The sequence below is a fragment of the Ruminiclostridium cellobioparum subsp. termitidis CT1112 genome (genome assembly GCF_000350485.1).
In the GTDB taxonomy this organism is placed as follows: Bacteria; Bacillota; Clostridia; order Acetivibrionales; family DSM-1351; genus Ruminiclostridium; species Ruminiclostridium termitidis.
Genome location: NZ_AORV01000031.1, coordinates 52949 through 66308, shown reverse-complemented (window position 1 = coordinate 66308; position 13360 = coordinate 52949). Strand labels below are relative to the sequence as shown.

General features: G+C 43.9%; 11 protein-coding genes. All 11 read left to right on the top strand.

All coding sequences use genetic code 11. The features are described 5' to 3' along the window. The first annotated feature begins 6 nt into the window (after positions 1 to 6). The gene (locus tag CTER_RS10895) at positions 7 to 870 is read left to right on the top strand and encodes a carbohydrate ABC transporter permease (RefSeq protein ID WP_004625476.1); all 864 of its coding nucleotides are present in this window, start codon (positions 7 to 9) and stop codon (positions 868 to 870) included. A 62-nt stretch (positions 871 to 932) separates the two neighbouring features. Beyond that, the gene (locus CTER_RS10890) at positions 933 to 2267 is read left to right on the top strand and encodes a GH1 family beta-glucosidase (protein ID WP_004625490.1); all 1335 of its coding nucleotides are present in this window, start codon (positions 933 to 935) and stop codon (positions 2265 to 2267) included. A 16-nt stretch (positions 2268 to 2283) separates the two neighbouring features. After that, positions 2284 to 3291 (top strand): glycoside hydrolase family 130 protein, encoded by a 1008-nt coding sequence (locus CTER_RS10885; protein WP_004625615.1) that lies wholly within the window; start codon positions 2284 to 2286, stop codon positions 3289 to 3291. Positions 3292 to 3328: 37 nt separating this feature from the next. Next, the gene (gene ilvD, locus CTER_RS10880; protein WP_004625635.1) at positions 3329 to 5047 is read left to right on the top strand and encodes a dihydroxy-acid dehydratase; all 1719 of its coding nucleotides are present in this window, start codon (positions 3329 to 3331) and stop codon (positions 5045 to 5047) included. A gap of 141 nt (positions 5048 to 5188) precedes the next feature. After that, entirely contained in the window at positions 5189 to 6202 is a 1014-nt protein-coding gene (gene spoIID, locus CTER_RS10875; protein WP_004625560.1) for a stage II sporulation protein D, read from the top strand. 87 nt (positions 6203 to 6289) lie between these two features. Continuing rightward, positions 6290 to 7087, top strand: coding sequence for a M23 family metallopeptidase (locus CTER_RS10870; protein ID WP_004625546.1), 798 nt, complete (start codon positions 6290 to 6292; stop codon positions 7085 to 7087). A 420-nt stretch (positions 7088 to 7507) separates the two neighbouring features. Then, positions 7508 to 8014 carry a ferritin family protein gene (locus CTER_RS10865; RefSeq protein WP_004625580.1) on the top strand — a complete coding sequence of 169 codons (507 nt, stop codon included), beginning with the start codon at positions 7508 to 7510 and terminating at the stop codon, positions 8012 to 8014. A gap of 257 nt (positions 8015 to 8271) precedes the next feature. Next, on the top strand, positions 8272 to 9435 hold the full coding sequence (locus CTER_RS10860; protein ID WP_004625522.1) for a D-alanine--D-alanine ligase family protein: 1164 nt from the start codon (positions 8272 to 8274) through the stop codon (positions 9433 to 9435). Between the two features lie 121 nt (positions 9436 to 9556). Further along, on the top strand, positions 9557 to 10024 hold the full coding sequence (locus tag CTER_RS10855; protein ID WP_004625596.1) for a YwiB family protein: 468 nt from the start codon (positions 9557 to 9559) through the stop codon (positions 10022 to 10024). Next, on the top strand, positions 9987 to 11681 hold the full coding sequence (gene argS / locus CTER_RS10850; protein ID WP_004625646.1) for an arginine--tRNA ligase: 1695 nt from the start codon (positions 9987 to 9989) through the stop codon (positions 11679 to 11681). Before CTER_RS10855 ends, argS begins: the two co-directional genes overlap by 38 nt. A gap of 225 nt (positions 11682 to 11906) precedes the next feature. Then, positions 11907 to 13277, top strand: coding sequence for a peptidylprolyl isomerase (locus tag CTER_RS10845; protein WP_004625604.1), 1371 nt, complete (start codon positions 11907 to 11909; stop codon positions 13275 to 13277). Positions 13278 to 13360 lie beyond the last annotated feature (83 nt).

Below are 13360 nucleotides of genomic sequence, written 5' to 3'. Positions count from 1 at the left end.
TATGGCATGAATGAAAATACCGAAATCAGTTTGAAGCATGGCACTTCAAACAGATCGATTTCAAAAATAGCACTCTGCTTTGTGCTGGGTATGGCATCCATTATTACCCTTTATCCATTGATCTGGATGCTTTATACCTCGCTGAAAAGCAATAAGGATATATCCATGAGCACATTTGCACTGCCTACAACATTGCACTTTGAGAATTATGCAAATGCATGGAAGCAGGCAAATATAGGGACATATTTTATAAACAGCATTATTGTCTCTGTAACTGCTATAATTTTTACAGTATTTATTGGCGCGGCTGCCGCCTTTATACTGTCCAAATTCAGGTTCAGCATGCAAAAAGGTGTTTATTCCATTTTTATTGTGGGTATGCTGATACCGCTGCAGTCAATTCTTGTACCGCTTTTTATCCAGATGAGGACTCTGCGGCTGCTGGACTCCCTTTGGTCCTTGATTTTAACATATACGGCTTTTGGCCTGCCCATAACCATATTCATTATGGAGAGCTTCATGCGGGCTTTTCCCGATGAAATTCTGGAAGCTTCCATTATTGACGGCAGCCCCATATACAAGATGTTTTTAAAAATAATACTTCCTATGACAAAGCCGGCAATTGCCTCGGTAGTTATACTGAACTTTTTAAATAACTGGAAGGAATTTTCTTTTGCGCTTATTTTTATATCGGTAGAACAGAAAAAGACACTTCCATTGGGACTATACAACTTTCTTGGTGCAGAAACCAGTAATTATGCCGGTCTTATGGCGGCGCTGGTAATATCTTCAATCCCTGTCATTGCAATATACCTTTTATTGCAGAAGCAGGTAATAGACGGTATGACAGCGGGGGCTGTGAAGGGATAACCCGTATTGGCGGCAAGCAGAAATGGAATTAATTTTATATAATGATAAATCGGAGGGCGGATATGGAAGACAGACGATTCTTGTGGGGCGCGGCAACAGCGGCTTATCAAATTGAAGGGGCTTATCTTGAGGATGGTAAGGGCCTGAATATCTGGGACGAATTTTGCAAAATACCGGGTAAGGTACACAATGGAGATACCGGAGAAATTGCCTGCGACCATTATCATAAATTCAAGGAAGATGTGGGCCTTATGAAGGAGCTGGGGATAAACTCCTACAGGTTTTCCACAGGCTGGGCGAGAATCATGCCGGAGGGAAGAGGAAAGCTCAATCAAAAAGGCATGGACTTCTATAAAAAACTGATTGAAGAATTGCTGAAAAATGACATTGAACCGATTATAACCCTGTACCATTGGGATCTGCCGCAGGCGATCCAGAAAACAGGCGGTTGGGCAAACCGGGAAACAGTGGATTATTTTGTTGAATATGCCCAGGCGATGTTTAAAAGCTTTGGCGGTTCGGTTAATAAGTGGATTACCCACAATGAACCCTGGGTGGCAGCATTTGCAGGACACAGGCAGGGCAGGCATGCCCCTGGAATAACCGACCTTCCCACAGCGGTTCAGGTGTCCCATCATTTAATATTATCCCATGCAAAGACCGTTCAGGCCTTCAGGAGCAGCAGCAAAAAAGATGATGATATCGGAATCACTTTAAATCTGTATCCGGTTCACCCTGCCTCGGACTTGCAGGAGGATGCCGAAACCGCCAGGATTGTTGACGGATACCACAACAGATGGTTTTTGGATCCCATATTTAAAGGGGCTTACCCTGAAGACATTCTTGATATATACAACAAAGCCGGCGCCGCACCTGTCATACAAACCGGAGATATGCATGTGATTGCCGGCAATCCCGGGGATTTTCTGGGTGTAAATTATTACTTCAGAAAAGTTGTAAAGCGCTCGGATGCAGATCCTGTATTAGGATTTGAGGAGGTAAAGCCGGCGGGAAGACCTTATACGGCATTTAACTGGGAGGTTTACCAGGAGGGCATGCACGAATTGCTTTTAAGATTAAAAAATGAATATGATGATCCCCGGGTCTTTGTCACTGAAAACGGAGCAGCCTATGCTGATGACGTTGTTTCAGAAGGCATTATCCAGGACGATGACAGGGTTGAATATCTGAAGGACCATATAGCTGCAATGCTGCAGGCTAAAAAGGACGGCTGCAGAGTAGAGGGCTATTATGCCTGGTCCCTGCTGGACAATTTCGAATGGGCCTGGGGATACAGCAAAAGATTCGGCCTGTTCCATGTTGATTATAAGACGCAGCAAAGATTATGGAAGAAAAGCTCTTTGTGGTATAAGGAATTTTTAAAAAATATTAAATAATGGCAGGTATGAACAGATGAAGATAACAAGATGCAAGGAAAATCCCATAGTGAGGCCCGGCATATTTGACTGGAGAAAGGCCACGGTTTTCAATCCGGCTGTAATACTGGAAAAGGGCAGGTTCTACATGTATGAAAGGGCAGCCGGGTCTCTGATGCCTTTTCACTGTTATATAGGTCTGCTGGAAAGTGATGATGGCATACACTTTACTCATGTGACCGACGAACCAATAATAACACCAGGTACCTTTGGCTTTCCGTATGGAAGTGTTCAGGACCCGAGAATAGTAAAAATAGAGGGCAGGTTTTATCTTACATATGCATTACGCCCTTCATCCTACGGCTATTATCCCACAGGAGTGGGAAAGCCCATAGAAGTCAGCCCCGAATATCCCGACGGCTGGTCAAGGAAGGAAAGCTTCATGACCCGCTCGGGAATTATGGTATCGGATGATATGATACATTTTGAACAGGTGGCATATACAACGCCGTTTGAAATTAATGACAGGGACAATATACTGTTCCCCGAAAAAATAAACGGAAAATTTGCATTGCTGAGAAGGCCGGAGGAATATATAGGAGAAGAATTCGGAACAGAAAAGGCCGGCATGTGGATTTGCTATTCCGATAACCTGGTTGATTGGACCGAACCGAAACTTCTTGCTGTTCCGGAACAGTCCTGGGAATCCAAAAAAATCGGAGGCTCGGCTCCGCCCATCAGGACCGATAAAGGCTGGCTGACCTTGTATCACGGAGTAGATGACCATAATGTCTACCGTGCAGGGGCAATGCTGCTGGATATTGAAAATCCCGGGAAGGTCATAGCCAGGGCAAAGAGCTTCATTATGGAGCCGGAAGAGTATTATGAGAAATTCGGCTTGTATATACCTGATGTGATTTTTCCTACGGCAACTGTTGAAAAGGAAGGTATATTGCATATATACTATGGATGTACGGATACCGCCATCAGTCTGGCTACGGTTCCAACTGAGGAATTGATTGATTTTGTTATGGAACAGCGGTAATGTCATAAATATACAATACGGCATAGGAGAGAAGAACATGTTGCGAAGTCAGGAAATGAGAGGAATAGCTGCTGAAATAGACTCTTTGAAACTGGGGGCGGGCTGGAGTACGGAGGATCTCGGAAAGGCGCAGATCATGGTTAACAGCTCCTGGGGGGACAGTCACCCCGGAAGTGTACATCTTGGAGAGCTTGTCCATACGGTGAAAACCGAAATTGACCGAAGGGGTGCCAAGGCCGCCCGGTATACCGTGACAGATATCTGCGACGGTATTGCGCAGGGACATGACGGCATGAACTACTCACTTATATCAAGAGAAATGATAGCCTACACAATAGAGGTTCAGCTGAAGGCTACGCCCTTTGACGGAGCAGTATTCATATCCTCCTGTGACAAATCGGTACCAGGACATTTGATGGCAATGGCGCGCTGCAACATACCCTCGGTTTTTGTTCCGGGAGGAGTGATGAAAACAGGGGTGGACAACCTGACACTTGAGCAGATTGGTGCCTATCATGCCAAATATTTAAGAAATGAGATAACCCTGGAGGAGTATACATATTATAAGCACAATGCGTGCCCCAGCTGCGGAGCCTGCCAGTTCATGGGCACTGCAAGCACAATGCAGATAATGGCTGAAGCCCTTGGTATGGCACTTCCGGGAGCCGCCCTTATCCCGGCTTGGGGTGATGAAATTGGGAATTGGTCCAAAGCTGCCGGTAATGCCGTTGTTGATCTGGTTAACAGCAATTTGACACCGGACAGGATAATGACCTGTGAAGCTTTTGAAAATGCCATAATGGTACATGCGGCCATAGCGGGTTCTTCCAATACACTTCTGCATCTGCCTGCAATAGCCCATCAGCTTGGCATTGAAATAGACGCCGGGATGTTTGACAGGATTCACAGGCAAATCCCGCATTTGTGCAATATCCGTCCGAGCGGGGTGCATCCTGCAGAATACTATTGGTATGCCGGAGGAACACCCTATGTAATGGAGCAGATAAAAGAACATCTCAATCTGGATGTAATGACGGTAACAGGCAAAACTCTGGGCGAAAACCTGGAGGGCCTGAAAAAAGAAGGCTATTATGAAAAGTGCAAGGACTATTTATCTGAAAGAAAGATTGATAGAAATGATGTTATTAAAAGCAGCTCTTCTCCGATATCAGAACACGGAGCAGTGGCAGTCCTAAAGGGGAATCTTGCTCCAGAGGGTGCGGTAGTCAAGCACTCCGCCCTGAAAAAGGAGATGCTTGTTTTCACGGGAAGGGCCCGCCCCTTTGACAGCGAAGAGGAGGCTTACCAGTCGGTGGTCCGGAAGAGGATACAGCCCGGGGATGTGGTGATTATCCGCTATGAAGGGCCAAAGGGGTCGGGGATGCCTGAAATGTTTTACACCACAGAAGCCATAGCCTGTGATGACCAATTGTCAGGCTCGGTATGCCTTATAACCGACGGACGGTTTTCAGGTGCGACCAGGGGTCCGGCAATAGGCCACGTTTCCCCCGAAGCTGTTGAGGGAGGTCCTATATCTCTTGTACAGGAGGGAGATTTGATCCGAGTTGACATTCCCTCAAGAAGAATAGATATAGTAGGTATTGCCGGAGAGGAAAAAACCGCTGAGGAGGTAAACGGCTGCCTTTCTGAAAGAAGACGGACCATGCGGCCCCCTGTATTGAAGGAAAAAACAGGCATATTGAAAATATATTCAAAGCTTGCGGTTTCACCTATGAAGGGCGGATATATGGAGTAGCAGCCGACGGGAAAATGCCGGAAGGATTAAAAATACATATAAAAATGACTGAGTAAATCATAAATTATGTTTATATATGAATATACTAAAACATGTCCTTAGTTTTATGTGAGGAATTGATATTTGGGGCATGGAGGTAAAATGAAGAAACTTTGTATTTACATAATTTTCATGGTTATATTAATTGTTTTTATACCTTTATTAATGGTCCGCAATTTCAGCATAATCCAGGAGCAGGAGAAAACAGCAAAGGAGAGTACCGATAAGCCGCTGACCATAAATGTTTACCTTTCAGACCAGAAAAAGATAGTTAAAATGAATCTGGAAGACTACCTGATCGGGGTGGTTGCCGCCGAAATGCCGGCTTCTTTTGAAATGGAGGCACTTAAAGCGCAGGCGGTTGCGGCCAGGACATATGCCATGGGACGGGCCGCCAAGCTGTATGGTTCCTCTGAGACGGCGCATAACGGAGCCGATGTTTGCACAAACCCGGCCCACTGCCAGGCGTGGATCAGCAAGGAAACGGCAATGAAACGGTGGGGCCTGTTCTCAGCCTTTAAATACTGGAATAAGATTTGTAAGGCAGTAAGTGAAACCTCGGGACAGATTATTGAATACAACGGTGTTGTAATAAATCCTCTTTTCCACTCCAACAGCGGGGGGCATACCGAAAATTCCGAAGATGTATGGGATGGAACGGCGGAACCTTACCTTAGGGGAGTGGAAAGCCCCGGTGAGGACACTTTTTCAGAGTATAAAACCCAGGTGGTTTTTGACCAGGAGGAAATGGTCAAAAAACTGAAAGAATTCAACCCTGACTTCCAACTAAAGACCAAGGATCTTTTTTCTGCAATTAAAATAAAAAAGTATTCTTCCGGTGACCGTGTTATGGAAATGGAGATTGGCAATATAAAAATCAAGGGAACGGATTTCAGGAAAATATTTCAGCTGAAATCCGCAAACTTCAAGCTGTCAAAACTTTCAGACGGCAAAATAGACATTACCACCCTGGGCTATGGGCACGGCGTGGGGATGAGCCAGTGCGGAGCCGATTATCTGGCAAAGGAGGGATACTCCTATTCCGACATCCTGAAGTATTATTATAAAGGAGTAACTCTTAACAAACTTGGCGATAATATAAATGATAACAATTAATATAAATGATTTATATAAATCATTCCACCTCTATGTATATTGTTGGCAATAAAGGAAACAATATTTAATGGAGGTGGAATATTAATTATGAAGAAACTTATTCCAGACGAAAAGAATTGGAAAAACAAACTGTCAAAATTCTTTAATAATAAGGGATTTTATGTAATTCTTGCAGTTTGCATAGTCATTGTGGCAGCCACGGCGATATTTGTAACTACTCAAAACATGAACTCTCCTGATACCGGCATCAGCAGCGAAGGAAAAATAATTCCGGATGATGCCAATGCAAATCAATCAAGCCAGGAAGATCCTGCTAAAGCAGTTGCAGCCAACACTTCGGGCAAGCAAGTACCTGCCAACCAGACACCGTCGGCAAATACTTCAAAAGAACCGGCCAAGAGTTCTCCTGCCAAGGGCAAAAGTACTGCTTCCAATGCAGCCATTACATTTATCCGTCCTGTTGATGGGTCGATTATGAAGGACTACACCAGAGACGTAAATACTTTTTCAGAGTCAAAGACACTGGGGGACATAAGAGCTCATACAGGTCTTGATTTTAAAGTGGACAAGCTGACAAAGGTCAGGGCTGTAGCTGATGGAACAGTGTCACTGGTTGAGGATAATACAAGTGGCATCACCGTAGAAATCACTCACGGCACCAGCGGTTTGAAGACCAGATACGCAGGTCTTTCAAAGCAGGGCCTGGAGGATATAAGCTGCGGCCTTAAGGTCAAGGCCAATGAAATAATAGGCCTTGTAGGTGATCCCATTCAAAGTGAATGTGAAGATGGCGCACATCTGCATTTTGAAGTTTTGAAAAATGGCAAGGCAGTTGATCCTGTGCCATATTTGAAGGCGGCTTCAACTTCGGACAAGGCTAAATAACGAAAAAAACAAATATTCCTGACATAAACTGGAACGGAGTCTTAAAAGGACTCCGTTCTTTTCGTGAGTAAAATAATTAACCAGTTAAATTAACGCGTTGTGCCGGTTAGTTTAATTTTTGCTTTACCCTGTAATTTTTTTATATCAAATGGTAACTTCCGTACTAACTTCATGAAATAAGGATGCCCCAAAACAATTGCGAAAATTGTTTTTAACTGTGCATCTTATTTCATGAAGTTGTACTCGCGTACCAGTTGATTCTGATTAAATCTATCTGTAAAGCAAAAATAAAATTTTAATTGGCACAACGGGTTAAATTAATGTTTTAAGCATAAACTGCAGGGTATATTTTATATAGATTGTACTTCCGGGGGCGCTGCCACAAAATATTCTTGATTACATACAGAAGGAGAGCCAATTATGAGCAAATTAAAAGAGATTATTGAATATGCCATGAGAATGGAAAATGATGCGGAGGAATTTTACAGTTACAATATGGAGAGGGTTCAGTCGGCTGAACATAAAAAACTCTTTGAGGAGTTGGCCGAAATGGAAAAAACCCATTATGCGGTACTGAGCAGTATTTATGACCTGCTCAAGGTAACGCCTCCTCCCATAGTAATGTCCTGGGTAGTTGATGACACTTCAAGAGAAAAAAATGTCGCAATAATACCTGACAACTCTGAACTTATTTCTGATAAAAATGCTTTGTCCGACCTGGCAATAATAAGAATGGCCTACCTGATGGAAAGTGATTTTGCACTGTTTTATTTTAATGCGGCAGGCCAGGTGGAGGATGAAGAGGCCAAGAGATTTCTCCTCGAACTTGCAGACTGGGAAAAGAAGCATGAGGTCATGTTCAAGGTGAGGTATGAAAAGCTTCTCAAGCAGAGCTGGAAAGATGTTGCCGGATTCATATTTAAATAAGCCTGTTTTCCGGAGCAATAATGTCCATGGTTCATGAATGATACCCGTAGGGTGTTATTAATATATAAATATAAAATAGGGATTTATCGCAAAAAGAGCCGGAACGGCTCTTTTTGCTTTGAGCGCTGTATTTTCTTGTATTATTGGTACTTAAATAGTAAAATGTTAAATATAATTTAAATGGCATCTGTAAGTTGGCAGATACCAATAAAAACATGAAGTCAAACACTTGGCTTCACATGCGTGCGGAGGTAATTATGGCAAAGAAAAGAGTAGCTGTAATATTCGGAGGACAATCTTCGGAGCATGAGGTATCCAGAGTCTCGGCTCAGTCGGTAATTGAGAATATAGATAAATCAAAATATGATGTTATTATGATCGGCATTACAAAAGAGGGACAGTGGCTTACATATGACGGGCCCGCAAACAAAATCGGAAGCGGCGAATGGCTGCAGCTTGCGCAGGCCGACCTTAAGGAGAAGAAGCAAAATGCCCTGCTTTTAGCGGCTCAAAATCAGCAGGCTGATACTGCATCCCGGAATTTCAATGATATAACCGTCAGCAATACGGCAAGAGCTATTTTTACCGAAAGCTCGGCCGAGCCGATAGATGTTGTATTTCCTGTTTTGCACGGTTGTAACGGGGAAGACGGAACCATCCAGGGCCTGTTTGAACTGGCCGGCCTTCCATACGTGGGCTGTGGTGTACTGGGCTCGGCTGTGGGTATGGATAAGGCTTATACCAAGATAATATTTGAAAAGGAAGGCCTTCCCCAGGGTGACTATCTGGTGTTCAACAGGAAGCAGGTCAATTTCCGGACTGAAGAAGTCATGGAAGAAATAGAGGGCAGGCTGACTTACCCCTGCTTCGTTAAACCCTCGAATGCAGGCTCCTCCGTGGGGGTTAGCAAAGCTTCAAACAGGGAAGAATTAAAAAGGGCTCTCGAAATAGCAGCCAGGAATGACAGAAGGATTCTTGTGGAAGAATTTATTGACGGCAGAGAAATAGAATGTGCGGTTCTTGGCAATGATAATCCCATAGCTTCAACTGTCGGAGAGGTCATTCCCTGCAATGATTTTTATGATTACGAGGCAAAATATCAGGTGGGGGACGACTCAAAGGTGGTCATTCCGGCTGAAAATCTGCCTGCCGATACGGTGCAGAAAATCAGGGAATATGCGGTCAGAGCCTTTAAATGCCTCGACTGCGCCGGGCTCTCAAGAGTGGATTTTTTTGTACATAAGGTTACAGGAGAGATATATATAAACGAAATAAATACTCTGCCCGGCTTTACTCAGATAAGTATGTATCCAAAATTGTGGGAGGCAAGCGGCATACCTTACACCGAGCTCATTGACAGGCTCATCGAGCTTGCCTATGAAAGATATGAGGACAGTAAAAGAGAGTTTACCAATCAATAATTGTCCTTTGCTTTTGGTGGTCCCGGATTTGTTTTTATTTATTTTTCCTTGAAAAAATCCTGCCAAATGTTTATTATATTGGAAGTAAGTTTTGGTATGACTCAACTGAGGAGGAAACTGAATGAGTAAAGACGTGATAATAAATGTAAAGGGTATACAAGTTGATCCCGAAAACGATCAGAACACTCTTGAACTTATCACTGAGGGAAAGTACTATCAAAAGGGCAATAACTATTATGTAAGCTATAAGGAGAGCGAAGTTACCGGAATGCTCGGTACCACCACCACTTTAAAAATCTGCGATGGTGTCGTTACTCTCATGAGATTTGGCAAGGTAAACTCGCAGTTCGTTTTCCAGAAAGGACAGAAGCATATCTCATCCTATGAGACTGAGTATGGGGTTTTTACAATAGGTGTTTACGCCAATAATGTTGACATAAATATAGATGATACTGGCGGCGAGATCCGTGTGGGTTATCAGATAGAGATAGACAGTTACAATACAGGAAGAAATGATTTTTACATGCATATTAGAGAGGTAGGAGCTTCAAATGAAAAATATAACAGAGGAATTACGCCAGCAAATTAAAAATGCCGTACTGGGCTCGGTCAAAAAGGCAGTAGAAGCAGGAGAGCTTCCCGAACTTGAGGTCAATGATGTGGCAATCGAAATTCCCAGGGAGAAGGGACATGGAGATTTTTCAACCAATATCGCCATGCAGCTGACAAAGACAGCAAAAAAGGCACCGCGCCTGATAGCTGAAACCATTATCAAGAACATTGATTTCAGCAACACCTATATCGTAGAGGCAACCTGTGCCGGTCCCGGGTTTATAAACTTTACGCTGGACAGCAAATACCTCTACGATGCAGTCAGAATAATAAAGGAAGAAAAAGAACAATACGGACGCATAAATATAGGCAACGGTAAAAAGGTCATGGTTGAGTTTGTCAGTGCAAACCCTACGGGACCTCTGCATATGGGCAATGCCCGCGGCGGCGCACTGGGCGACTGCATAGCAAGCGTGCTGGATGCCGCCGGGTATGATGTGACCAGGGAGTTTCTGATAAATGATGCGGGAAACCAGATCGAGAAGTTCGGAATCTCCCTTGAAGCCAGGTACATCCAGCTCATAAAGGGAGCAGATGCGGTGGAGTTTCCCGAGGACGGCTATCATGGCGAGGATATAACCGAACATATGAAGGATTTTATTGCCGTTCACGGGGATAAATATATTGATGTTCCTTCGGAGGAAAGAAAAAAGGTATTTGTGGATTTTGCGCTTCCCAGGAATATCCAGAGAATCAGAGAAGGCCTTGAGAGCTACGGGATTCATTTTGACATGTGGTTCTCCGAACAGACTCTCCACAAAGGCGGGGAGGTGGCAGAAACTATTGAGCTGTTAAAGAAAAACAACTGTACTGTTGAGAATGACGGAGCTCTATGGCTTAAGGGCTCGGTAATAGGCAGTGAAAAGGATGAAGTGCTTGTAAGGAATAACGGCATACCAACCTACTTTGCAGCAGACATAGCCTACCACCGCAATAAATTTGAGACAAGAGGCTTTGAATGGGTAATAAATTTATGGGGAGCCGACCACCACGGCCATGTGGCAAGGATGAAAGCAGCCATGGCGGCTATAGGGATCAATCCTGACAGGCTTGACGTTGTGCTGTTCCAGCTGGTGCGCCTGTACAGAAACGGTGAAATAGCCAGAATGTCCAAGAGAACAGGCAAATCCATTTCCCTGATGGACCTTGTAGAGGAAGTAGGCAGGGATGGGGTCAGATTCTTCTTTAATACAAAGGCATCGGGCAGCCATCTGGATTTTGATCTCGACCTTGCTGTCAAGCAGTCAAATGAAAACCCTGTATTCTATGTGCAATATGCACATGCAAGAATCTGCAGCATGCTGAAGCTGCTGGAGAGTGAAGGTATCATGATACCCGATGTCAATGCCGTAAAGCTGGAACTGCTTGAAAGGCAGGAGGAGCTTGACCTTATAAAGAAGCTTTCCGAATATCCCGACGAGGTGAGGATATCGGCAGAAACTCTTGAACCAAGCCGGCTCACAAGATATGTACAGGAAGTTGCGGCCTCCTTCCACAGCTTCTATAATGCCTGCAGAGTGAGGGGCGAGGAAGAGGGACTTATGAAGGCAAGGCTGGTACTGGTTGACTGTACAAGAATCGTAATCAGAAACGTACTTGACCTGCTGAGTATCAGCGCACCTGAGAGGATGTAACCGCCGGTTGCGGATAGCAGTATTATTTCAAGTGAAATCAAAAAAATAAACAGATATAAGAATCCCCTGCAACTTAAGATTTATACCTTATGTTACAGGGGATTTTACTTTGAGAGCACGAAATTTATCATTTTGTGTACAAAAATGAGAGATAAGAGTTGTTATAAAATATAATATATGGTAGAATATTACATACAAATCCAAAAAAGTAAAAGGGGGTACAATATGTTCACAAGGATAAGGTTATCAGCTTTGTTACTGGCAGTGTTTGTGGGTGTATCCTTCACAAATATCTCTGCTTTTTCAACACAGGCAGACGGACCGTCTGCTGCAGTGAGCAATACGGCCGGCAATGAGAACCCGGGTAAAATTATACTAAGCCGCCATGAGTTAAGTATGGCAGCCGGTCAGACGGTGCAATTGAAAGCGGTTATGCAGACCAACGGAAAGACGGTACAGGGTGATACAAAGTTTTTATGGATATCGGACAAGCCGAATTCCGTAAAGGTGGATTCAAAAGGTAATATAACAGCTGCAAAACCAGGGTCAAAAGCTGTGATAACCGCAAAAAGCCCTGACGGAAAAGTTAAAGCCTACTGCTATGTCACAATCATGTCGGCAAAGGAGGCGGAAAACTGTGTGTCGGTTATTGGAAATTCGGTTGTTTCAAAACCGGAGTACACCATGTTCACAAAATTTATTATGAATACCCTGCTGGCACAGAATCCGGATTTTTCCACCGGTAAGGTTGACTGGTCGTCCCAATTTGAGGGATTGCCGCTGAAGGAACAGGTTCAAAAACAGGCACTTGAAAAGATCCAGGAGTTCAAGATCCAATATAAAAAGGCTCAGGAAGCTGGTATTAAATTTGACGAAAACGATGAAAAGATGTTGGATTCCCAGATACAGCAGCTTATCGCCGACATGGGAGGACTTGAAGCAGCCGAAGGGGAAGTCAGGCAGGCTTATGGCATTTCACTGCAGGAGTACAAGCAGGTTTGTAAAGATTTAATACTGACACAGAAGTATGCTGAAGCCGAGTACGATAAAGTTAAGGTGTCGGAAAAAGAAACAGAAGATTATTATAATACCCACAAGGAGGATTATGACAGTGTTACCGTAACTCATATCCTCATATCCACAGTTTCGGAGGACGGCGGGCAAATCAGCAGTCAGGAAAAGCTGGCTGCCGGGAAAAAGGCTGAGGAGCTGCTGACCAGGATCGAGGCAGGGGAGGATTTTAAAAAATTGGCTGAGGAATATTCCGACGACCCTGGAGTAAAAGAAAATGGAGGACAGTATACCTTCGGAAAAGGGGAAATGGTGGAGCCATTTGAAAATTGGGCCTTCACTCACGCTCCGGGAGATACCGGCATAGTTGAGACCGATTACGGATATCATGTGATGAAAATGGACAACAGGGAGGAAGAATCCTTTGAGGCTTTAAAAGATATGATCCAGACCACACTTATCAACAACAGCTTTAATGAAACCTATACTAAAAATCTGACTTCCTGGAAACTGCAGCCCCAGTATGAGATTATCGTGAATAAAAGCATCATGGATGAACTGGACAAGACTTTATACGAAAAATAAAACAAATTACAGTGGAGTGTCACAAATTAAAACAACTGAAATACGTGAATTATGTTTATAGTGCGCGAGTACAACTTCAATAA

Excerpts from the sequence above, each read along its gene's own strand:
- CTER_RS10845 (WP_004625604.1), top strand. The coding sequence starts at position 11,907 with ATGTTCACAAGGATAAGGTTATCAGCTTTGTTACTGGCAGTGTTTGTG.
- CTER_RS10855 (WP_004625596.1), top strand. The coding sequence starts at position 9,557 with ATGAGTAAAGACGTGATAATAAATGTAAAGGGTATACAAGTTGATCCC.
- CTER_RS10885 (WP_004625615.1), top strand. The coding sequence starts at position 2,284 with ATGAAGATAACAAGATGCAAGGAAAATCCCATAGTGAGGCCCGGCATA.
- CTER_RS10895 (WP_004625476.1), top strand. The coding sequence starts at position 7 with ATGAATGAAAATACCGAAATCAGTTTGAAGCATGGCACTTCAAACAGA.
- argS (WP_004625646.1), top strand. The coding sequence starts at position 9,987 with ATGAAAAATATAACAGAGGAATTACGCCAGCAAATTAAAAATGCCGTA.
- spoIID (WP_004625560.1), top strand. The coding sequence starts at position 5,189 with ATGAAGAAACTTTGTATTTACATAATTTTCATGGTTATATTAATTGTT.
- CTER_RS10870 (WP_004625546.1), top strand. The coding sequence starts at position 6,290 with ATGAAGAAACTTATTCCAGACGAAAAGAATTGGAAAAACAAACTGTCA.
- CTER_RS10890 (WP_004625490.1), top strand. The coding sequence starts at position 933 with ATGGAAGACAGACGATTCTTGTGGGGCGCGGCAACAGCGGCTTATCAA.
- CTER_RS10860 (WP_004625522.1), top strand. The coding sequence starts at position 8,272 with ATGGCAAAGAAAAGAGTAGCTGTAATATTCGGAGGACAATCTTCGGAG.
- ilvD (WP_004625635.1), top strand. The coding sequence starts at position 3,329 with ATGTTGCGAAGTCAGGAAATGAGAGGAATAGCTGCTGAAATAGACTCT.
- CTER_RS10865 (WP_004625580.1), top strand. The coding sequence starts at position 7,508 with ATGAGCAAATTAAAAGAGATTATTGAATATGCCATGAGAATGGAAAAT.